At 38.5% G+C, this 23213-nt stretch carries 20 protein-coding genes; 6 read left to right on the top strand and 14 right to left on the bottom strand.

Translation table 11 applies throughout. From position 1 onward, the window contains the following. The first annotated feature begins 198 nt into the window (after positions 1-198). Positions 199-1353 carry a Na+/H+ antiporter NhaA gene (gene nhaA / locus NYG85_RS10570; RefSeq protein WP_284938552.1) on the top strand — a complete coding sequence of 385 codons (1155 nt, stop codon included), beginning with the start codon at positions 199-201 and terminating at the stop codon, positions 1351-1353. A gap of 23 nt (positions 1354-1376) precedes the next feature. Here the strand turns inward: nhaA and infC are convergent, their stop codons facing one another. From infC to NYG85_RS10510, 12 genes are all read right to left on the bottom strand, one after another. Beyond that, positions 1377-1892, bottom strand: coding sequence for a translation initiation factor IF-3 (gene infC / locus NYG85_RS10565; RefSeq protein WP_284938551.1), 516 nt, complete (start codon positions 1890-1892; stop codon positions 1377-1379). Continuing rightward, the gene (gene thrS / locus NYG85_RS10560) at positions 1889-3709 is read right to left on the bottom strand and encodes a threonine--tRNA ligase (RefSeq protein WP_284938549.1); all 1821 of its coding nucleotides are present in this window, start codon (positions 3707-3709) and stop codon (positions 1889-1891) included. Before thrS ends, infC begins: the two co-directional genes overlap by 4 nt. A 270-nt stretch (positions 3710-3979) precedes the next feature. Beyond that, positions 3980-4927 carry an alpha/beta hydrolase fold domain-containing protein gene (locus NYG85_RS10555; RefSeq protein ID WP_284938548.1) on the bottom strand — a complete coding sequence of 316 codons (948 nt, stop codon included), beginning with the start codon at positions 4925-4927 and terminating at the stop codon, positions 3980-3982. Beyond that, a complete protein-coding gene (locus tag NYG85_RS10550; protein WP_284938547.1) occupies positions 4928-6700 on the bottom strand; it encodes a sodium:solute symporter family protein in 1773 nt (590 codons plus the stop codon). Next, positions 6639-7427, bottom strand: coding sequence for an enoyl-CoA hydratase-related protein (locus NYG85_RS10545; RefSeq protein WP_284938545.1), 789 nt, complete (start codon positions 7425-7427; stop codon positions 6639-6641). Before NYG85_RS10545 ends, NYG85_RS10550 begins: the two co-directional genes overlap by 62 nt. A 9-nt stretch (positions 7428-7436) precedes the next feature. Beyond that, entirely contained in the window at positions 7437-8348 is a 912-nt protein-coding gene (locus NYG85_RS10540; protein ID WP_284938543.1) for an FAD-binding protein, read from the bottom strand. A 10-nt stretch (positions 8349-8358) separates the two neighbouring features. After that, a complete protein-coding gene (gene fixA, locus NYG85_RS10535) occupies positions 8359-9117 on the bottom strand; it encodes a putative electron transfer flavoprotein FixA (RefSeq protein WP_284938542.1) in 759 nt (252 codons plus the stop codon). A gap of 183 nt (positions 9118-9300) precedes the next feature. Continuing rightward, a complete protein-coding gene (gene sodB, locus NYG85_RS10530) occupies positions 9301-9948 on the bottom strand; it encodes a superoxide dismutase [Fe] (RefSeq protein WP_284938540.1) in 648 nt (215 codons plus the stop codon). Positions 9949-10019: 71 nt separating this feature from the next. Continuing rightward, the gene (locus tag NYG85_RS10525; RefSeq protein WP_284938538.1) at positions 10020-10820 is read right to left on the bottom strand and encodes a metal ABC transporter permease; all 801 of its coding nucleotides are present in this window, start codon (positions 10818-10820) and stop codon (positions 10020-10022) included. Next, a complete protein-coding gene (locus NYG85_RS10520; protein ID WP_284938537.1) occupies positions 10813-11574 on the bottom strand; it encodes a metal ABC transporter ATP-binding protein in 762 nt (253 codons plus the stop codon). The genes NYG85_RS10525 and NYG85_RS10520 overlap by 8 nt, the downstream gene beginning before the upstream one ends. Then, positions 11571-12980, bottom strand: a complete 1410-nt coding sequence (locus NYG85_RS10515; RefSeq protein ID WP_284938535.1) for a HoxN/HupN/NixA family nickel/cobalt transporter — start codon at positions 12978-12980, stop codon at positions 11571-11573. Before NYG85_RS10515 ends, NYG85_RS10520 begins: the two co-directional genes overlap by 4 nt. A 50-nt stretch (positions 12981-13030) precedes the next feature. After that, positions 13031-13900, bottom strand: coding sequence for a metal ABC transporter solute-binding protein, Zn/Mn family (locus tag NYG85_RS10510; protein WP_284938534.1), 870 nt, complete (start codon positions 13898-13900; stop codon positions 13031-13033). Between the two features lie 255 nt (positions 13901-14155). Between NYG85_RS10510 and NYG85_RS10505 the strand changes: the two genes are divergently transcribed. From NYG85_RS10505 to NYG85_RS10485, 5 genes are all read left to right on the top strand, one after another. Continuing rightward, the gene (locus NYG85_RS10505; RefSeq protein WP_284938533.1) at positions 14156-15154 is read left to right on the top strand and encodes a DctP family TRAP transporter solute-binding subunit; all 999 of its coding nucleotides are present in this window, start codon (positions 14156-14158) and stop codon (positions 15152-15154) included. A 6-nt stretch (positions 15155-15160) separates the two neighbouring features. Next, positions 15161-15703, top strand: coding sequence for a TRAP transporter small permease (locus NYG85_RS10500; protein WP_284938532.1), 543 nt, complete (start codon positions 15161-15163; stop codon positions 15701-15703). A gap of 3 nt (positions 15704-15706) precedes the next feature. Next, on the top strand, positions 15707-16990 hold the full coding sequence (locus NYG85_RS10495) for a TRAP transporter large permease (RefSeq protein ID WP_284938531.1): 1284 nt from the start codon (positions 15707-15709) through the stop codon (positions 16988-16990). Positions 16991-17246: 256 nt separating this feature from the next. Further along, positions 17247-18410 carry a NifS family cysteine desulfurase gene (locus NYG85_RS10490; RefSeq protein ID WP_284938529.1) on the top strand — a complete coding sequence of 388 codons (1164 nt, stop codon included), beginning with the start codon at positions 17247-17249 and terminating at the stop codon, positions 18408-18410. Positions 18411-18914: 504 nt separating this feature from the next. Continuing rightward, positions 18915-19901, top strand: coding sequence for an iron-sulfur cluster assembly scaffold protein (locus NYG85_RS10485; RefSeq protein ID WP_284938528.1), 987 nt, complete (start codon positions 18915-18917; stop codon positions 19899-19901). A 436-nt stretch (positions 19902-20337) separates the two neighbouring features. Here NYG85_RS10485 and NYG85_RS10480 read toward each other — a convergent pair whose 3' ends face one another. Next, positions 20338-21432 (bottom strand): SPM autocatalytic domain-containing protein, encoded by a 1095-nt coding sequence (locus NYG85_RS10480; protein WP_284938527.1) that lies wholly within the window; start codon positions 21430-21432, stop codon positions 20338-20340. 15 nt (positions 21433-21447) lie between these two features. After that, positions 21448-23091 (bottom strand): response regulator, encoded by a 1644-nt coding sequence (locus NYG85_RS10475; RefSeq protein WP_284938526.1) that lies wholly within the window; start codon positions 23089-23091, stop codon positions 21448-21450. Positions 23092-23213 lie beyond the last annotated feature (122 nt).

The raw sequence follows: 23213 nt of genomic DNA, 5'->3' as shown, positions 1-23213 counted from the left end.
TGCCAACTGCGTTTGCGTGGGTGTTTAGGGCATTTACGTTCGTGTTAATGCGAAAACTCATTGTGTATCCTTTTAAGTTTTATTTCAAGCTTTTTGCTTGTTAAAACCCAAATCGGCAAAAAAAAAACGTTTAGGGGTTTAGAGAGAATTTGTGAAAAATTTAAAAATTTTGTAAAATCGTAAAAAAATAAGGAGGAGATGATGAATATCAGGGAGTTTTTAAAGCACGAGTCAATGGGCGGTGTGCTTTTAATGTGTGCTACGATTTTGGCACTCGTGTGTAATAACACTTTTTTAAGCGAGTTTTACGGGTCGTTTTTGCATACGAAATTTAGCGTGAGTTTGGGAGAATTTGGGCTGTCAAAACCGCTGATTTTATGGATAAATGACGGGCTTATGGCGATTTTTTTCTTTCTTATCGGACTTGAACTTAAACGTGAAATTTTAGAGGGCGAGCTATCAAACCCCGCTCAAATCGCACTGCCAGCGCTTGCTGGACTTGGTGGTATTATCGCACCAGCACTAATTTTTTACGCATTTACTAGGGGCGATAGCTTTGCCGTTCAGGGCTGGGCGATACCGACGGCGACTGATATTGCCTTTGCACTTGGGATTTTAAGCCTGCTTGGCTCTCGTGTGCCGACTGCTCTAAAAATTTTCTTAATGACGTTAGCGATAATTGACGATTTGTGCGCCATTATCATCATCGCACTTTTTTACACGAGCGAGCTTAGCTTTATCTCGCTTGGCATTGGTGGCGTTTGTATCGCTGTTTTGACGATTTTAAACCGCCTAAATGTGGCAAGTAAAGTAGCATACCTTGTCGTGGGGCTAATCTTTTGGACAGCGGTGCTAAAATCTGGCGTTCACGCCACGCTCGCTGGGGTCATCACGGCGTTTTTTATCCCACTAAACATAAACGCCAAATCAATGCTAAAAGAGATAGAGCACGACCTGCACGGCTGGGTGGCGTTTGGAGTGCTACCGATTTTTGCCTTTGCAAATGCTGGAATTTCGCTAAAAGGCGTTGATTTTGGGGTCTTACTCTCAGCCGTGCCACTGGCTACGATGCTTGGACTTTTTGTGGGCAAACAGCTTGGGGTTTTTGCGTTTAGCTTTTTAGCGATAAAATTTCGCCTTGCAAATTTACCGCAAAACACGAGCTGGACGCAACTTTACGGAGTTAGCCTACTTTGTGGGGTCGGCTTTACGATGAGTATTTTTGTAAATGGCTTAGCTTACGCTGATTCGGACGCATTTTTATACGCTGATAGACTTGCGATTTTAATTGGCTCGGTAATAAGCGGAATTTGTGGGTTTTTAGTGCTGTTTTTAAGTGCTAAAAGGGGGTAAATTTTGGCTAAAAAGCCAAAATTTTAACCCTTTTTTGGAGTTATTAGCATATTTACGTAACGCCCCTCTATGATAGGCTCTTTGTCGCGTTCAGCGTGGTCTTTTACCATATCCCAAACTTTATTTAAAATCACGACGCCAGCCTCAGGGGTGCTCATCTCGCGACCTTTTAAGAAGACGCGAAATTTCACGTGTTTGCCTTCGCTTAAAAATTCAAGAGCGTGTTTGACTTTGAAATTTATGTCGTTTTGTGCGATTTTGACCGAGAGTTTTAGCTCTTTTATCTCGATGACCTTTTGCTTTTTCTTAGCCTCTTTTTGCTTTTTTTCTTGCTGATAGCGGAATTTACCATAATCCATTATCTTACAAACCGGTGGCTTTGCATCGGGTGCTATTAACACCAAGTCAAGCCCTAAATTACCAGCGATTTTTAAAGCCTCATTGCGTGAAATCACGCCGTAAGCCGTCCCGTCATCTCCGACACATCTAACCTCAACCGCTCTTATATCTTCGTTGAGCAATACCTCTTCTTTACTCAAAAATGCACCTCACTAAGTTTCTCCTTCGTTAAATTTATAAAGTTCGCTAAGCTCATATCGCTTTGCGTTCTAGCCTGTCTGTCGCGTAGCGCGATAGCATCGTTTGCCACTTCGTTATCGCCTAGCACGACTATCATCGGCACTCTTTGTTTCTCAGCCGTTCTAATTCTTTTATTTAAACTCTCATTTTTGCTTGAAATTTCACTATCAACGCCGACATTTCTAAGCTCACGCGCTACCTTTTTAGCATACTCTAAATGCGCGTCAGATATCGGCACGATGACGACTTGCGTTGGAGCGATGAAAAACGGCAACTCACCAGCCGTGTGTTCAAGTAAAATTCCAATAAATCGCTCAAAGCTACCAAGCAAGGCACGGTGAAGCATAACTGGGCGTTTGCGTTCGTTGTTGCTATCAATGTAGCCTAAATCAAAGCGTTCTGGTAGGTTAAAATCCACTTGGATAGTCCCGCACTGCCACTTTCGTTTTAGCGCGTCTGTGATTTTTATATCAATTTTTGGTCCATAAAATGCGCCGCCACCCTCGTCAATGCCGTATTTAAAGCCATTTTCATCAAGCGCCTCTTTTAACGCCCTTGTCGCTGTTTCCCAAATTTCATCATCGCCGATAGCTTTTGCTGGTTTGGTTGAAATTTCCATTTCGTATTCAAAGCCAAAGCTTTTCATAATTTTTCCAACAAATTCTAAAATTTCAAGGATATTTTGCTTGATTTGGCTTGGCATACAAAAGATATGCGAGTCATCTTGCGCAAACTCTCTAACCCTGAAAAGTCCGTGCAAAACACCGCTTTTTTCGTGGCGATGAACCACGCCGTATTCAAAAAATTTAAGCGGTAAATCGCGATAACTGCGAATATCTGTCTGATAAACCTTAATGTGCCCCACGCAGTTCATCGGCTTTATGCCGTATTCTTGCTCATCAATAGTCGTAAAATACATATTTTCTTTGTAGTTTGCGTAGTGACCTGATTTTTTCCACACGTCAGCCTTTAAAAGCTCGGGACCACGCACCGGCTCATATCCACGCTCTCTGTGGGCTTTGTATAGGAGTTGCTCTAATTTTGAGCGAAGTCGTCCGCCATTTGGTAGCCAAAGCGCAAGTCCGCCACCGATCTCATCATCAAAGCTAAATAGCTTCATATCCACGCCAAGTCGCCTGTGATCTCGTTTTTTAGCCTCTTCAAGGATGTGTAAATGCTCTTTTAGGCTCTCTTTATCAGCGTAAGCCGTGCCGTAAATTCTATTTATCATCTCGCGGTTTTCATCGCCAGCAAGATACGCACCAGCTACACGAGTCAGCTTAAAAAAGCGTAAAAATTTTGTATTTGGCAGGTGCGGACCACGACATAAATCCTCAAAATCGCCCTGAGAGTAGCTTGAAACCTCGCCCTCAGGTATGCGTTTTAGCACCTCTTGTTTTAGCTCATCGTTTTTAAATTTATCCGTCATAAATGCTTTTGTTGAGCTGGTTTTTATTATCTCTTGTTTGGCTTCGGCCAGCTCTTTCATCTTAGCTTCAATCGCTGCTAAATCATCGTCGCTAAGCTTCGTGTTTGCATCATCAACCTTAAAATCGTAATAAAATCCGTCATCTACGTTTGGACCGACAAAAAATTTAGCGTTTGGGTAGATTGATTTGATAGCTTGCGCCATTAGGTGGGCACAGGAGTGGCGAATGACATTTAGCGCGTCGGCTGAGTTGTCAAAATATATTGGCTCTGCTTCGTTTTGGCGGCTGCCGATACTTTGTGTATCAACGATCTCGCCGTTTAGTTTATATGCGATAATCTCGCTCATTTATATCCTTTTTACTGGTCTGTCTTTTTTACATTAAAAGAACGTGCGTGGATTTTACCTAAATGGCTTTTAAAGATTTCTTAATAATTTGTTTATTTTTCGTATATGAAAATTTTGCTTTTAAAATATAAATAAATATACTTAAATTGTTTTATCGTGATTTTATATATAAAATTTATTATATTTTAAGAAAAATGAGCTATAATTTCATCATTTAAAAATGATCGTTTGATTGTTTTCTCCCTACAACCTTTTGAGTGCATTTTGCACTCAAATTTTTAGTTTTTTAGCTAGAAATTTACTGGCGTCTTTTATGGCTTTATCCGCTACATTTAGCACCTTTGAATAGTGCAAAAATGCGTGCATTACGCCTTTATACTCTTTGTATTTGCTAGTATTGTTTAAAATTTCAAAGAGTGCTAGGCTGTCATCTTTTAGCGGGTCAAATTGGGCTGCAATAATAAAACAAGGCGGGATATTGGTGGTTAAATCGGCGTTAAAAATATTTACAAGTGGATTTTCAAACTCGCTTAAATCATTTAGATACTCCTTGTAATAATACTCTATGTCTTCGCTTCTTAAATAGTCTATTTCATTGCCATAAAGTGTCCTAGAAGCACTATCTTTTAAGCCATAAATTCCATAAAATAGCCCCATTGCTTTGACATTTGATACATCTTTTTGCTCTCTTTGGTATAAAAATGTAGCAAAAGCTAAATACGCCCCAGCACTATCGCCAGCGTATGCTACGCTTTTTGGGTTTATTTGATAGCTTTTTGCGTTTTTTAAAACGTGACTAATTACGGCTTCACACTCCGTGATTTGGGTTGGGAATTTAGCCTCTGGGGCTAGTGAATAATCAATGCCAACAACGGCACAATCGCTATAAAATGCTAAATTTCTCATCATTCTATCGTGCGTGTAAATGCTACCAACAACAAAGCCACCGCCGTGAATAAAAAATATCACTTCATAGCTGTTTTTATCGCTTGGATAGTAAATTCTAGCTCTGATTTTATCTACTAAAATTTCAGTGCTTTTAAACATAACCGCACCGCCCTCGTTCCAAAATTTACGCTCTGTTTCGTAATTTTTTCGCATTGTTTGATTGTCGGTTGCGACTGGATTTTGCTTTGAAATTTCTAGCGATTTTTTGACAGCGATTTTCATTGAAGCTGAAATTTTTGATAGCACGTTAATCTTATTTTTACTATTCATTTAAAATCCTTTATTGTATGGCAAAGCCCAGTAAATTAAGAGCATTGCCGTTAAAATAACGCCTGAAAGCATTAAAATATGAGCGTAAAATCTGTCAATTTTGTAATCTTTTATGCAAAGATTTGGGATTTGATGAATTTTGGCTAAAAACTCGCTCTCATTTTGTGAAATTTTCTGATTTTTTGAGCCGATAATTGCAAATAAAATGCTAATAAAAATGGCAATGAAAAATGGCTCGTAAAAATTTTTAAGTGGGACATTAAAAATTTCAACCAAACATTTACTAATTAAATATCCAAAAAATCCGCCGACCATAGAGTAGTAAGCTCCCCTTTCGCTAAGTGCCTTAGACCACACGCTACCAAAGGCGACAACGCCCCAAGAAGCCGCAATAATCGTGCTAGCAAACCAAGCAATAATGCGGATACTTGCTAAATCAAAATACGCCACAAAAAGCGTGGCTGTGCTGACTACAAATACGACAATTCGTGTGAAATTTACCTGCTGTTTTTCATCTTTGAAATTTATATTAAAAATGTCATTTGCAAGGCTAAAACTAACAACCGATAAAAATGTAGTCGCCGAGCTTAACCCAGCTGAGAGTATGCCAACTAGCAAAAATACGCCTAAAAATTTTGGCACGACTGAGTAGGCTGCCCAAATTATAACCTGCTCTGGACTTGACATATTTGGATTTAGCAAGATTATACAAACTGCAATTATATAAAGAAAAAGTAAGAAAAATATCGTAAGAAGTGCTGAAAGAACAGATGAGCGAAGTATCACATGCTCGTTTTTTGCCATTAAATTTCGCCCAGCTTGCCAAGGGCTAACAGCAACCGTGATAAGCCAAACAATGCCAAGCGTAATGGCGTAGCTAACTATATCAAAAACGCTACCACCGCCGGTGTTGCCGTGATAGCTAAGCAGGTCTTTTGGCGTGTTTGGATTTAGCATTAATTTTTGTGTCAAATCAGAAATTCCACCAACCTCGCTAAATACAAAATATCCAACAAAAATGGTCGCAAACAAAAAGCAAATGCACATAGCCGTATCAACCAAAATCACACCCTTTGAGCCAGAATAAATCGTAAAAAGAAGTATGGCAATATATGAAATAATAAGGCAGTTAAGTCTGCTAAATCCAGTAATAGCACCCATAAGTATGGCTGTGCCAGTGATGACGCTTAAAAGATAGGCACTTAATGAAACCACAACAATAATTGCTGAAAATTTACCAATCCTGTTGCTATTAAAACGCAAACGAAAATAGCTTGGCATTGTATTTACTTTGGCTCTGTGAATAAATCTGCCAAAATACAAAGCACCAAGAACGTAACCACAAGCACAAAGGGTGTTAATAAGAAAAATCGTCGTGATATTGCCACTATAAGCGTAGGCTGTATCGCCCATAAAACCATTTGTGCTAAGCATTGAGGCAAACATTGTGCCTGTGGTAAATAGAGTGGTTGCGTTTCTACCGCTGACATAGTAATCTTCTAAATTTTTAACCCTTTTACCAGCTAAAAAGCCAATTATTAAGTAGATTAAAATTCCAAAAACAACGCCTATTACGTAGATGTTTATCATCTTTTGCTCTCTTTTAAAAGGGTTAAATTTAGTATCGCACCAGTTATAATCAAACAAGCACCGACAAAAACGCAAAATATAATCTCGCCCATAAATCCCCCAAAGCCCTAAATTTAGGGCTTTATTTGCCTTGCCAGTTTGGCTTACGCTTTTGCATAAAAGCAAGTGGTCCTTCAATGCCATCAGCCGTCTTTTCTATAAAACGATACGAAATATCAGAGTAACGCATCGCATCTTCAAGCGACATTGACGGGGCTAAGTGCATAATCTCCTTTGTGATTTTTAGCGAAAGTGGTGCATTTTGGCTTATAAGCTCTGCTAGCTCTATCGCCTTAGGCATAAGCTCATCAGGCTCAACGACATAATTTACAATGCCAATCTCCTTTGCCTCATCTGCATATATTAATCTGCCAGTCAAACATAGCTCCATAGCGATTTTACGTGGCAACTCTCTTGCCATTCTGACAATGCCACCAGTTGATGCAATAAGCCCAACTTTAACCTCTGGCAAACCAAAACGAGCCTGTGAAACAGCCACGATAATATCGCAAGATATGGCTATCTCCATACCACCGCCAACGGCTGTGCCATTTACAGCACAAATTATCGGTTTAGCACAAAGTCTATTTGTAAGACCGCCAAATCCGTGAGGCGTGATAGTTTGACACTCGCCAGTGCTTGATAGTTCGCTTAAATCCTCACCTGCACAAAAGCTCTTATCGCCAGCACCAGTAACGATAATCACACGGACATCTTTATCAGTCTCAGCCCTGTTTATAATCTCATCCATCTTTGCCGAAGTTACGCCATTTAGTGCATTTCGTTTCTCTGGTCTGTTGATTGTTAGGATTAAAATTCCATCATCTCTAAGTTCGCTTTTTACCTCATTTGAGCCAAAATAATCTCTCATCTTTTATCCTTATTTTAAAGCATTAATCAAAGCTGGTATAACCTTATAAAGGTCGCCTACGATGCCATAATCTGCATAGTCAAATATAGGTGCGTTTTTGTCTTTATTAATGGCAATTATCCGCCCTGAATCCTTAACGCCAACCATATGCTGAACCTGCCCTGAAATGCCAAATGCTATGTAAATTTCAGGCTTTGGCATTACGCTTGAAATTCCTATGTATCTATCTTGTTCTAGCCACTTTTCGGTTTCAGCAATAGGGCGAGAGCAACCAAGCTCGGCACCTAAAACATCACAAAGCTCACGAATGAGTGCTAAATCGCTCTCATTTGCCACGCCACGACCAATAGCGACTATCCTTTTTGCCTTGTTTAAATCAACGCTATTTGAGTTTTTTGGTAGCTTTTTAAGGCATTTTATTTGATTTTTATTAGCTAAAATTTCAATCTCTTTTGGCTCTTTATTTGCGTCAGAATTTGGCAAAACTGGCTCAAATGTGCCACTATTTACAACCACAATCGCAAGTTTTGAGCTGATTTTTTCGCTCCCAACAGCAATGCCACCATAGAGCATTTTTTTACAAACCACGCAATCATTTTCAAGTAAAATTTCGCTAACTTCTGTTGATACGCCAACGTTTAAAAGTCCGCCAAGAAGCGAAGCCATAGCCTTTGTGCGTTTTGTGTTTGGCATTAAAACTAGACCGCTTTTATCTTTTAAAAATTCTGCAAAACTTGGTGCTAAATTTTCAAACATATCATCGCTTTTTGCCAAAAACACCTCATTAACGCCGTAAGAAAATGCCCTTTTAGCACTGCTCTCATCGCCAACCACAAGTGCATTTACGCTACCAAATGACTTTGCACCGCCAACAATATCGCCCAAACGAGAGACATTATCACTAAACGCCCATACATTCATCTTTTATCCTTTATAGTGCTTTTTTGAAATTTGAGATAAACTCAGCCAAAGCCTCATCGCTGTCACTTTGAGCGATGATTTTTAATCTATCTTTTCTCTTTGGTGCTTTAACTTCTACTAAATTTACTAAATTATTTAAATTAACTTCTAAATTTAAGCTATTTACTGGTTTTTTAGCAGCAGCAAGTATGGCTTTCATACCGGGGATTGCTGGTTCGTTTATATCAGCCGATACGCAAATAACTGCTGGAAGAGCGATTTCTAGCTCTTGTGTTTCATTTTCAAGCTCTCTTAAAACGACTATTTTTGAGCTATCAACCGATATGATTTTGCTAACAGCATTAATTGCTGGGACATTAAGCAAACTAGCCGTTCTAATGCCAACCTGACCAGCAAAAAGATCAGCCGAGCCGTCAGCACAAATAATTAGGTCAAAACCTAAATTTTGTGCTGCAAGTTTAAAAATTTCTGCCGTATCAGAGGCTAAAATATTCTCAAATTTATCGCTCATTACGATATTTAACTCATCAGCACCACGAGATAAAATATCTTTTCTAACCTTTGAATTTTCAAGATTTTTACCACCAATGCTTACGACCTTGATATTTGCCTCTGGTATTGTTGATTTGATATCAACTGCTACTTGAAGTGCGTTTAAATCAAACTGACTTATCTTTGGATTTGCCCTGCTAAAATCAAGCGAATTATCGCTATTTACGGCAATATCTTGCTCTTCAAAGACCACCTTACACCCAACTAGGATATTCATTTTTTCTCCTTGTCTTAAAAATTAACCTTTATATTTTTTATAATCGTGATTATATATTAATTTTTGATAAGTTGTCAAGAAATTTTTAAATATTTACAAATAAATTTTTATTTTAAGAAAGATTTTATTTTTGGAGTAATTTTTGAAGTTTAAAAAGATAAATTTAGCCCCGAAGGGCTAAGATTAATGGCAGCCACAACCGCCACAGCCGCAACTGCCGTGAAGGTCGTTTGTGTAAAATTTCACTGAGTTTAAGCCCTCTTTTTTAGCCCAAACATAGGCTTCTGAGACAAAATCCCAGTTGATATTTTCATAAAACGTTTCAAGGTATTTTGGACGTGCGTTAAAGTTATCAATATAATAAGCGTGCTCCCAAACATCAACGACTAAAAGTGGCACTTTGCCGTCATTTACAGGGGTAGCGGCGTTTGAAGTTTGCACGATTTCTAGCTTTTTAGCACTTGGATCATAAACTAGCCACGCCCAGCCTGAGCCAAAAAGTGTGGTAGCAGCTTTTATAAAATCCTCTTTGAAATTTGGAAATTGTGCGAACAAATCAGCTTTTAGCTCATCGCTCATCTCGCTCTTTTTAGCGATACAATCCCAGTAAAAATCGTGGTTATAAACCTGTGCCACGTTGTTATAAAGTCCGCCCTTTGCACCTAGCAAAATATCGTAAAATTCGGCGTTTTCAAACTCTGTGCCTTTAATTAGGTTATTTAGGTTTGTGACATAAGTAGCGTGGTGTTTGCCGTGATGATACTCACAGGTTTTCTCGCTGACAACAGCATTTTGTGCTGGATTAAATGGTAGTTCTCTTAGTTTAAACATTTTTTCTCCTTTGAAAATTTTGTGAGCCGATTATAGTTTAAATTTTCTAAATAGTTAATTAATATTTTTTATTATCTAAAATTTCTAAACAGATAAAATATAAAAAAGCAGACCGAGGCGACAAGGATTATGCTAGCACCGCTTGTTAAATCAAAACTCACGCTTAAAATCAGCCCAAAAATGCAAAAAAACGCCGAAATCAAAGATGAAAGCACCATCATTACGCCAAGTCGCTTGGTAAATCCACTAGCAATCAGTGGCGGTATGCTAAGCAACGCAATAACCAAAATAAGCCCTACAATTCGTATCGTAGCGACTACACAAAGGCTCATCATCGCCACCATTAGGTAGTAAAAAACTCTAACCCTAACGCCCTTAATTTTAGCAAATCCAGCATCAAAACTAATCGCCACAAACTGCCGATAAAACAGCACAATAAGCGTGATAAAAAGCAGGTCAAGCACCGACATAAAGCCAATATCAGCACCGCTTACGGCTAAAATTGAGCCAAAAAGATAGCTCATTAAATCAACATTATAACCGCTACTTAAATCAATAAAAATAATGCCAACAGCCATACCAAAAGCCCAAATCGCACCGATTATAGCGTCAATTTTGCTCTTTTCATTTAGCGAAATTGCAGCGATTATAAGGGCTAAAATGAGCGAGAAAACAGAGGCTCCAAGAAGTGGCGAAATGCCCAAAAAAAAGGCAATGCCAATGCCACCATAAGCGCCGTGAGCGATACCACCAGCGATAAAGCCCATTTTATTTATCACCACAAGTGAGCCAATCACTCCACACGCAACACTGATTAAAAGCCCTGAAATTAAGGCGTTTTGCATAAATTCCAAGCTTAAAATTTCAACCATTAAAGCCCCCTTGACAGCCGCAACCCTTTAAAGCTACCTCAACATCGCAAAAGTGGCTATGGTGCGTGGCTAGATGTGCGATAAATGCTTGCTGACTCACATCTGGGGTTAGCTCGTGTAGGTGGAGCGTGCGATTTACGTAGGCGACCTTTGTTGCGTAGCTTAGGGCGATATTTGTGTCGTGGCTGACAAGCACGATAGCCGTCCCAGCCTCGTTTAGCCTTTTTAAAAGAGTGTAAATTTCAGCCTGAGTTTTGGTATCAACACTAGCCGTTGGCTCATCAAGGATTAAAATTTTGCTCTTTGCACAAAGCGCTCTTGCTATATAAACTCGCTGTCTTTGACCGCCTGAAAGTTCGCTTATTCTAGCATCTTTTAGCTCGTCAATGCCTACGATTTTTAGGGCATTTATCGCCTCATCTTTTTGTGCTTTGGTGTAAAAACCAAAGATTTTTTGATCAATTAATCCCATTAAAACGACCTCTAAAACTCTAATTGGAAATGTGTCGTTTGGTGCGAAATTTTGAGGGACGTAGCCGATTTGTGAGCTAATTTTTTCAGGGCTTTTGCCTAAAATTTTCACATCACCACTACTTGGCGTAAGAAGCCCTAAAATCAGCTTTAAAAGCGTGGATTTACCGCCGCCATTTGGACCAATGATAAGCAAAAAATCCCTGTCATTTGTCTTTAAATTTATATTTTCAAGCACATTTTCACGCCCATAACCAAAATTTACACCACTTAACTCAATCAAAACACACCACCCTTAAACGAGATAAAAACCATAAAAATGCCTAAAACTAGCACCAAACTAAGCCCAAAAACCCTTAAAATTTTTTGATATTTGCTAAAATTTTGATTTATTTTCTGCCCTAAAAGTGCTGCTAAAAAAATAAGACAACTCATACCAAGCCCCATAAAAACGCCACTTACTAAGCCTAAAATGTAGTTTGTAAGCTCAAAAGCAAGGATAAAAACAAGTATCACGCCAGGGCAAGGCACAAGGGCAAAGCTAAATGCCAAAATCCACTCTCTAAGCCCATTTTTTGGGGTATTTAACGCTCTGCAACTAGCACAAGCACAGCCGTTTTCGTGAGTTTGCCATTTGTAAATTTTTGGCTTTTTTAGGGTTTTAAAAAGCATAAAAAGGGCGATAAAAATCACGATAAAACCGCTAATAATCGTGCTAAATTTTATGATTTTTACATTTAAAAAGTCGCCGATTTCACGAAGCGAAAAAACGACAAAAAGCACCAAAACAAAGGCAGAAAAAACGTGAAAAAAGCCAACTTTTAGAGCAAATTTTAACGCCCTTAAATATCCGCCACCAACGGCACTAAAATAGCTTGAAGTAAGCATTTTAGCGTGTCCGGGACCAGCAGCGTGTAAAAATCCGTAGCCAAAAGAGAGAGTAATGACCCAAAATAGCGAAAGTGGCGTGATATTTTGCCTAAAAATCTCTTTGATTTTATCTAGTAAATTTAGGCTATTTTGCGAAATACTATCAAATTTTTTAGCGTCAATCTCATCAATTTCTTGATAGCTGTTATCTTTTTTGATAAGCTCGTTTAATCTTGGTTTATTATCATCAATTTTTGCCTCATCTTTTGATACGAATTTATAGAAATTTACATTTGAGTTTATATTTTGCATTAAATACAAATCTGGCGTGATTTCTTGGGACTTTTTATCTAAAAACGTAAAGAAAAAATACTCGTTTTTATCAAGTATTAAAGCCGAAATTGTAAGTCCTTTTTTTAGCTTTAAATTTAGCAAAATTGTTAGTTCAAATTTCAGGCGATTTTCATCAAATTTCAGCTCGTAATTTTTAATTTTATTAACCAAATCAGTGGCATTTTCATCATTGTAAAAGTAGCTAATTTGCGTTAAAAAGCCGTTTGGCACGAGATAATCAACAAGCCCTTTTTCTACATTTTTAAGCTCATCTTTGCTAAAAATTTTATCGGAGTTAAAATCGTAGTTTGAGAGCATTAAATTTGAGAAATTTTCAGAAAAAATCCACGTAAATTTAACATCTTTTACCAAGTCATTTTGAAAACCAAACTCACTTTTTACGTGTGCTGTCGGGCTGTAAAGGCTACACAAAGCGCAGGCGTGTAAATTTAAAATAAGCAAAAAAATGGCAAAAATGACTCTCACGATTATCCTTTAAAATGCGAAAGATTAGCCAAATTTGCCTATTTTTATCATTAATTTTTTAGGCTATTAGCAAAAATTTTTGCCGTTTTTCTCATCTCATCATCCCATTTGTAGGGGAGTTGGTCTATTAAAACGACATTTGCGTTTGTCTGTTTTGCTATCAAATTTGCCGATTTTTGCGAAAAGTTAGGAGCGACAAAAATCACGCCGATTTTATGCTCTTTTGCTTCATCAATAAGCTCGGCTAACTGGGTCGGTTTTGGCTCTTTGCCCTCAATCTCAATTGCAATTTGTGTAAGATCGTAACGTTTTGCAAAGTAGCCCCACGATGGATGATAGACTATAAATTCGCGATTTTTTAGATTTTTTAGCTCAGTTTTGATAAATAAATCAAGCTCATCAAGGCTGTTTAGAAAATTTTTAAGGTTTGCTTCGTATTGTGCCTTATGCTCTGGCAGGTGCGAAATTAGGGCGTTTGCGATGTTTTGTGCCTGAGTTTTCACAAGCACTGGATCAAGCCAAATGTGTGGGTCAAGTCCTAAATCATCGTGGTCGTGGTCGTGCTTGTGGTCTTCGTGATGGTCGTGGTTGTGGCTTGGCATTGAAATTTTGTTTATATTTGCGTCAGTTTTTACGATCTTTAAATTTGGATAGCTTTTTGAGAATCGTTCTAACCAAGTGTTTTCAAACTCAATGCCAACAGCAAAGTAAATTTCGCTCTTTTCAAGTGCTATCATCTGCTTTGGCTTTGGCTCGTAAGTGTGTGGGTCAGCCCCCTGATTTACCAGCACATTGACATCTATCGTGTCGCCTGCGATTTGCTCAATGAAAAATTTTGTTGGCAAAATTGAGGTGCTAACCTGCGGTTTTGCAAATGCTCCAACGGCTAAAAATAGCGTAAAAAATAGAAATTTTTTCAAGATTATCCCCTTTTTAATTGAAATTAAATCTCAAAGTCTAGCGAAAATTTTCTAAACTTGGGCTGAATTTTAAAGTTTTGTTTATTTATAGTTGTAAATTTATAAACTAATTTAGGCTTAATATTTAACAATTATTTGCCAAAAATGTTTCAAAACTACACATTTTTAAAATTTTACCTGTAACAAAAAGTAACTAAAAGGTAAAAAACTAAATTAAATTTTATAATTAGGTAAATCAAATCCAAAGGAGATAAAATGAAAACAAAACTTCTACTTTCTACATTTATAAGCTGTGCCGTTGCGGTTAGTGCGTTTGCGGCTGAGAAGGTCTATACGATAAAATTTGCACACGTTGTTGCAGCGACTACGCCAAAGGGCAAGGCGGCTGACTTTTTTGCAAAAAGAGTTGAAGAGCTAAGCGGCGGCAAGGTAAAGGTGCAGGTATTCCCATCAGCTCAGCTTGTTGATGATGATAGGGTTTTTGGTGCTTTAAAGCTTGGCAACGTCCAAATGGCAGCACCTAGTTTTTCAAAATTTACGCCTATCGTCCCACAATTTCAGCTTTTTGATATGCCGTTTATTTTTAGAGATACGGCTCATCTTCACGCCGTAGAGGATGGCGAGGTCGGCAACGAGCTTAAAAAGCTAATTGAGAAAAAGGGCTTTGTTGCACTTGATTACTGGGACGCTGGATTTAAGCAGTTTAGTTCAAGCAAAAAGGCAATTGTTGAGCCAAGCGACGCAAAGGGGCAAAAATTTAGAATTATGAGCTCAAAAGTCCTTGAAGCACAGACAAAAGCAGTCGGTGGCAACCCACAAGTATTGCCATTTTCAGAGGTTTATTCAGCACTTCAACAAGGTGTAGTTGATGCGACTGAAAATCCGCTTTCAAACTTTTATAACTCAAAATTTTACGAGGTTCAAAGCTCACTAACTCTTTCAGATCACGGATATTTGGGCTATCTTGTGGTTGTGAGCGAGAAATTTTGGAAGGGCTTGCCTGATGCTTTAAAAGAGAATGTAAAAACAGCGATGAGCGAGGCTACAAAATTTGAGCGTGAAGAGAGTGCAAAAGAGGAGGAGCATCTGCTAAATCTGCTAAAAGAGCATTCAGCAAAAACTGGCAAACTACAAATTACAACCCTAACACCAGAGCAAAAAGAGAATTGGGCTAATGTGATGAAGGTGGTTTATCCAGAATTTTACGGAGTTATAGGCAAAGATTTGATTGAAAAGACTATAAATACAAAGTGATAAGTTATGCTAAAAATTTTTAAAATTTTAGATGTGATTATTGCGACCATAAATAAGTCAGTTGCGGTCTTTGGGATCGCAGCTGGCACGATTTTGACGTTTGTTAATGTCGTGATGAGATATTGTTTTAACAGCGGTTTTAGCTGGGCGGGGGAGCTAACAAACTATCTTTTTATTTGGTCGGCGTTTTTTGGTGCTGCTTATGGGTTTAATAAGGGGATTCACATAAGCATTACGATTTTGGTGGAGAAATTCCCACCAGCCCTAGCCAAGGCTTGTATGATTTTTGCTTCAATCCTTACGGCTACATTTTTGCTATTTTTAGTCTATAACTCATTTTCGTATTTGCAAGTATTGCGTGAGCTTGAATTTATGAGCGTGGATCTAAATATACCGCAATATATCCCAATGCTTGTAATACCAATTGCGTTTTTATTTGCAGGGTATAGAGCCACTGAGAAGGTTTTTCAAATTTACAAAATGGACGGCGATCAGATCGTAAAAAGCGAAGCTGATCATATTTTAAAAGATGCGGTGCAAAAGGATTAAGATATGACGATAGCATTTTTATTTATCTCGCTTTTTGTGCTTATGCTTTTAGGTGTGCCAGTAGCTGTCGCCTTGGGCGCTAGTACTGGGCTAACGATGATATTTTTTACCGACCTTGATATAGCTAGCGTGCCTCAAATCATCTTTGACGGCATAAATAAATTCTCGCTAATGGCGATACCGATGTTTATTTTAGCTGGGAATTTACTAAGCAAGGGCGGTTCGGCTAAACGCATTATTGAGTTTGCAAAGTCAATGGTCGGTCACTTGCCGGGCGGTTTGCCGATGAGTGCGATTTTTGCGTGTATTATCTTTGCTGCTGTTAGCGGTAGCTCACCAGCGACCGTTGTTGCGATTGGCTCGGTTATGTTCTTAGCCATTAAAGAGGCTGGATACACACCAGCTTACGCTGTTGGAGCGATTACTACGGCTGGTTCGCTTGGAATTTTAATACCGCCGTCAGTTGTTATGATTGTCTATGGCGTTACAGCAGAAGTTAGCATTGCTAAGCTATTTATGGCTGGTGTAGTGCCAGGCTTAATGCTTGGCTTAATGATGGTAGCACAAACTTATGTCGGCGCAAAAAGACTTGGCTTTAAGGCGACAACACCAGCGTCGTTTAAAGAGCGAGTTAGAAATTTCACAAAGGCATTTTGGGCGTTGCTTATTATTGTTGTCGTTATTGGCGGAATTTATGGTGGAATTTTCACTCCGACCGAGGCGGCTGGTGCAAGTGCGATTTATGCGCTAATCATCTCGCTTTTTGTCTATAAAGATATAAAAGTAAAAGACCTTTATGCCATTTGTCTTGACTCAGCCCTTACAACAGCGATGATATTTTTTATCATCACAAACGCCGTTGTCTTTGCTTATCTTTTAACAAGTGAGCAAATCCCACAAATCATAGCGGACGCAATAGTCGGTGCAAATGTCGGTAAAATCGGCTTTTTAATCGCTGTAAATATCCTGCTTTTAGCAATGGGGCAGTTTATGGAGCCGTCAAGTGTAATTATGATTATGACGCCACTTTTACTGCCAATAGCAATGATGCTTGGCATTGACCCTATCCACTTTGGTATCATTATGGTTGTAAATATGGAGATTGGTATGGTTACACCGCCAGTTGGGCTAAATCTCTTTGTTGCAAGTGGCTTAACTGGTATGAAGCTAAAAGATGTCATCATCTCAACCCTACCTTGGGTTGTTACGATATTTTTAGGGCTGATTTTAGTTACTTATATACCTGAAATTTCGCTCTGGTTGCCAAATTTAATGTATGGTGGCTGATTTAGAACGACCTTTTTGGTCGTTCTAACCTTAAAATTTTAAATTAATTTTTCTTTTTTAAACTTAGAAATTTTAAAAATTTCAAAAACGCCCACAACTTCGCAAAATGATAAAGATTGTCAAAATATTTTATTATCATTTTTTTAATAAATTTGAGAATTTTAAGCAAAAATTTTAAACTAAAATTTATAAAATTTGGTGTAACATTGCCAAGAAAATTAAAAGGATAAATCTTATCCTAATTAAAGGCAAAATTTTGAGAGTATATTTAGATAACAACGCCACGACTATGCTAGACCCAGAGGCTTACGAGGCGATGAAGCCGTTTTTGACCGAAAAATACGGCAACCCAAACTCACTTCATCAGTTTGGCTCAGAAACTCACCCAGCACTTAGGGGTGCGCTTGATGAGCTTTATACTGCCATAAACGCAAAAGATAGCGATGATATCATCATCACTTCGTGTGCGACCGAGAGCAATAACTGGGTGATAAAAAGCACCTATTTTGATAAAATCGCCACTGGTGAAAAAAGTCGTATAATCACGACCGCTGTTGAGCACCCAGCAATCGCTGCAACCTGTCAATTTTTAAAGAATTTTGGCGTAAAGCTAACGATTTTAGATGTCAATGAAGAGGGGCTAATCACACCAGAACAGCTAAGAGAGGCTATGGGCGATGATGTCGCACTCGTTTCTGTAATGCTTGCAAATAACGAAACTGGTATGATTTTTCCAATCAAAGAACTAGCCAAAATCGCTCACGAATGGGGCGCTCCATTTCACACCGACGCCGTGCAAGCGCTGGGTAAAATTCCAGTAAATGTGCAGGATTTAGATGTTGATTTTCTAAGCTTTTCAGCACATAAATTTCACGGCCCAAAGGGAATTGGCGGACTTTACATAAAAGACAGCCAAAAGCTCTCGCCACTACTTCACGGCGGAGAGCATATGGGCGGTAGGCGAAGTGGCACACTTGATGTGGCTGGGATTGTCGGTATGGCAAGGGCTTTAACGATGTCAAATAAATTTTTAGACTTTGAAAATTCACACGTAAGAAGGCTTCGTGATAAGCTTGAAAATGCCCTGCTTGAAATTGATGACGTCAGCGTCGTTGGCAGCAAAGATAGGCGTGTGCCAAATACAATTTTAGCCTCAATTAAGGGCGTTGAAGGCGAGGCTATGCTTTGGGATTTAAACCGCGCAGGTATCGCTGCCTCAACTGGCTCAGCCTGTGCTAGCGAGGCATTAGAGAGCAACCCGATAATGGAGGCGATTGGTGCGGACAAGGATTTAGCCCACACCGCACTTAGGCTCTCGCTATCTAGGTTTAATACCGAGGAGGAGATTGATTATGCAATTGGCGAGATTAAAAAGGCAGTAAAGAGGTTAAGAGCGATTTCAAGCACATTCGCTCATTAATTTAAGGGCTTGTCTTTTTGACGTCTTTAAATGAGCTTGAAATTTTACCCCTGCGATAGACTAAATGTCTTATCTTGGGGCAAAATTTCATCGCAACATTTAAATACGCCTAAAAATACTTCACCCGAAGCGTTTGTGATTGAAATTTAAAATTTAAAAAATTGTTGTTTTTTGAGATTTAAAGACGCTCAAAAGGCAACACTAAAAAGAAAAATTTAAAATGAAAAGGCTGACGTATTTTGAGATGATTTTTGTGGTTGTGTAGTAAAAATTTTGCGTAGGCTAGACACTTAGTCTGCCGAGCAAAATTTTTACAAACTCCACAAAAAGCACTCAAAAGACAAAGATAAAAAAGTGGCAGCATTGTGAGATGTATTTAAATGTTGTGCAGAAAATTTTCATAAAGATAAGGCATTTAGCCTATCGCAGATGAAAATTTTCAAACTCATTTAAAGACACTCACAAGGCAACACTAAAAAGACAAAGCAAGAAAGGTAGAATATAATGGCAAAGGGTAATTTAATCAACGGCTCAATCTGGGATGAATACTCACAAAAAGTCCAAGACAGAATGAATAATCCGCAGTTTATGGGCGAGCTAACCGAAGCTGATGCAAAGGCAAAAAACGCAAAGCTAATCGTAGCCGACTTTGGTGCTGAAAGCTGTGGCGATGCGGTCAGGCTTTACTGGCTGGTTGATGAGGCGACTGATACGATAATTGATGCGAAATTTAAGAGCTTTGGCTGTGGGACGGCGATTGCTAGTTCTGACACGATGGCTGGACTTTGCATTGGTAAAAAGGTAGATGAGGCGGTAAAGATTACGAATTTAGATGTTGAAAAGGCTATGCGTGATGAGCCAAACACCCCAGCCGTGCCACCGCAAAAAATGCACTGCTCGGTTATGGCTTATGACGTTATAAAACAAGCCGCTGCAAACTACAAGGGCGTTTCGCCAGAGCATTTTGAAGACGAGATTATCGTGTGCGAGTGCGCTAGGGTGAGCCTTGGCACGATTAAAGAAGTAATCCGCCTAAATGATTTAAAAAGCGTTGAGGAGATCACTCAATACACCAAGGCTGGGGCGTTTTGTAAGTCGTGCGTGAAGCCGGGCGGACACGAGGACAGGGAGTATTATTTAGTGGATATTTTACGCGATACAAGGGCTGAAATGGAGGCAGAAAAGCTTAAAAAACAAGCCGACGCAAAGGCGTTTGGCGATGATTTGGCGTTTGATGAGCTTAGTGTTGTCGGGCAGTTAAAGGCGGTTGAAGCGGTCATTGACGCACAAATCCGACCAATGCTGATGATGGATGGGGGTAACCTTGAAATCATTGACATTAGAAAGGACGAGGCAAATAAGATTGATATTTATATCCGCTACCTTGGGGCGTGTTCTGGCTGTGCTAGTGGCACTGGTGGGACGCTTTATGCGATTGAGAATGTGTTGCAAGAGAGTCTAAGTCCAAATATAAGAGTAATGCCGATTTAAACGGCTTCTTTTTTGTGCTTTTTGTGGAGTTTGTGAAAATTTTGCTCGGCAGACTAAGTGTCTAGCCTACGCAAAATTTTTCACTTCACAACCACAAAAATCCCTAAAAAATTATCTGTTTAAATTATATTTTTAAAATTTTAAATGCTTCGGCAGCCTATTTGGCTAGCCTTGCTCATTTTTACTTCGCAACTTTTAAAATCATCTCACGATATTTTGTTTAAAATTCTCTGCTTTATTAAAAAATCGCAAAATTTTTCACTTCACAACCACAAAAATCCCTAAAAAATATTTGTTTAAATTGTGTTTTATTTTTAAAATTTTGACTAACTTCGCTCATTTTTACTTCGCAACTTTTAAAATCATCTCACGATATTTTGTTTAAAATTCTCTGTTTTATTAAAAAATCGCAAAATTTTTCACTTCACAACCTATTTTAACCCCCAAACCCTCCTAAAATTTGTGCGTTAATTGCTGTGATTTGCATATTTAAAAGCATTATTTCTTGTGGGTCGGTGGCGTTTTTTAGCCTTGCGTTTAGGGCTTTTAGTCGCTCTTTTAAAATCTCTTCTAAATTTCTGCTCTCGCCTAGTTTTTTTAAATTTCGTGAGCTATTTTGAGATAAAATTGGCGTGATTTTTAGCTCTTCTTCAATCTTAAATTTTGCAAAATCCACCGATGAGATGACGCCACTTTTGCCGTTTTCAAAGAGAAAAAATCCGCTACTTTTTAGCCGTGCTAGGGTGTTATTTTGGTTGTTTTTGTAGTTAAATTCGCTTGAAATTTCGCCTAAAAATATCGCTCCGATGCCGACCTCGCCTAGTGCTAAAAGCTCACGCTTATCGCCGTTTGTCCGCCAAATTCTAAGTTTGTTAAAAATTTCATCATTTTCATCAATAAAGCCGTTTTTATCATCATCATAACGCCTTAATTCGCCAAATCCGTCGCCACTTTTTGCCCCAAAAAGCTCCCTGCCACTATCAATCTCGCCGTTTTTGTTTAAATCAAGTGCTAAAAATGCCGTGTTTTTGCCAAGCTTTGAGATTTGATCCACCTCGCCGTCAGCGTCAATGTCAAAGCTCATTAGCTCATCAGTAAAACTAGGCATTGCCCCATCAAGCGTGACTACCAGAGGGTCGGCAAACTGCTCTTTTTTAAGCCTAGCTACGCTAAGAAAGCTGTGAGAGAGATTTAAGGACATATCCACGCTCACGCTCCTATTTTGCGTATAAATCGTGGCTTTCATTTTTACCGATAGGTCTTGACGTTCTGCTTTTATTTCGTTAAATTCGGCGTTGTTTCTTGCGTTTATTAGCCTTTTTAGAGTGGCTTGTGAGAGCTGTTTATAAAGGGCAGATGAATTTTGCGTTTTGCTTGTTTTGACGCTGGTTTCGCTTTTCATTTGGGTTTTGTTAAAATTTGCTTGGCTTTGTGTTTGGTTTTGGTTAGCTTGGCTTAAAAACGGCGAAGATGTGCCTAAAAAGCTCTCGTAGTTTGAGCTTAAAAATGCGTTGTAGTTTGAAATTTTCATTTTATATCCTTAATCCTAGGCAAGTTTATCCACCTTTTGGTACAGCTTATCTTTTGGGTCAATGTGCTTTAAAATTTCTTTTGTTGTGGCTATGTTATAAAGCTCATTTGTGCTGATTTTTTCATTATTTGCTAAGGTTATTAAAAACTGGGTGCCGTGTTTTGTGGCAACTGATTTTATAAACTGGGCTCCGATTTCTTTTAGGGTTTTATACTTATCATCATCTTTTATGGCAGTTTTATCAAAGTCAAGCTCTTGTGGATTTTGGTTTAAATTTACGCTAATAATGCTCTCTTGCTCATCATTTGCATATAAAAGCGTGCCAGTATCTGAGTAAATTTCATCAACTTCAATCGTCCTGCCACTATCAAATTTTAGCGTTATCGTGCCATTTTCGTTTAGTTTCATTGCTACGACAGAGTCAGTGTCAGTCATAGCAGCGGCGGCTTTTGTGGGGTCTTTTAAGAATGCATTTTTTGCCTTTTGTAGATTATGCATACTAAAATCAAGCCCAGTTGCTTCTTTAAATTCACTCTCTAATTGCGTTAAATACGGCGATTTTGTCGTTCTTAGCTTTGAGATTAGCTCATCTGCGTTTTCTACATTATTTTCTATTAAAGCCTTGCTTAATGTATCAATTTTATCTCTGTAAGCGTTTAAGGTTTGTTTGTATTCTTGTTCAAAATTTAGCAGGTTTGTTCGCTGATGATTTACGTAAGAAAATCCCGGATTATCCGTGCCTGTGCCACTATCTGGAGTGATGATTGGGTTAAACTGGGCAAGTTTAAAATTACCTGCTAAATCCTTTTTAACGTAGGCAAAATTTATGTATTTTGATGCTTGATTAAAAATTTTATTATTTGTTAAATCCACCCAGTCGTCGCTATTTGCATTCTGTGCGAAAAAGCTCTTTAATTCGCTATTTTCAAGCTTTTGATATCTACTTTTTGCATCAAAATTAGTGTAGGGATTTGAGTTGTAATTTGTCGTTCTGTAATCCATTTTGTTAGAGATTGGCAATGCTAGGTCTGCTGAGTGATTTTTGATATCATCTTTTATAAATTCGCTTAGCCTTAGCGTCCCAACCGCCTCTTTAAAACTCATAATTTTTTCATTGCCGTCCTTGTCAAAACCACGCACTTTTAGCTTATCGTAGAGCTTATCAGCTGGCGAGATTAGCCCGTCTTTGTTGCTATCAATAAAAAATAAGTCAGCATTTGTGCCAAGCTCTCCAACGCCAAGCTTGTCATTATCATCATAAAAATCTACAAAAACCTTGACATCGCCGTAATTTGTCTTTAAGACGCTCTCTTTTGCATAAGAGTTTAAATTTAGGGATTTTGTGTCAATGTTAGATAGCATTGGCACGAGCGTGTTTTGATTTACGCCGCCAAAAATTTTTGCCTTTTGCTGTGATTTTTCAAATAATTTATTTTGCGTAAAATAGTCAAATAGGTCGGTTTTATCCACCTTTTCGCCGTTAATGCTAAGGATAGTTATGTTATCGGTGATACCAAAGATTGAGTCTGAAATTAGCCGTTTTGCTTCATCTACTAGCCGTTCTTTTTCTGGCTTTTGATTGTTAATTGCCGTATTTATCTGCTTTATAAAATCATCTAGCGTGAGCGTGTTTTGAGTGTAGTTTGTGCTAATCATCACACCACCCTATCCACCTTTTGATACAGCTTATCTTTTGGGTCAATGTGCTTTAAAATTTCTTTTGTTGTGGCTATGTTATAAAGCTCATTTGTGCTGATTTTTTCATTATTTGCTAAGGTTAT

The organism is Campylobacter gastrosuis, assembly GCF_030249845.1.
Taxonomy (GTDB): domain Bacteria; phylum Campylobacterota; class Campylobacteria; order Campylobacterales; family Campylobacteraceae; genus Campylobacter_A; species Campylobacter_A gastrosuis.
The sequence above is the reverse complement of the archived record's forward strand: the minus strand, read 5'-3'. Positions and strand labels throughout refer to the sequence as shown.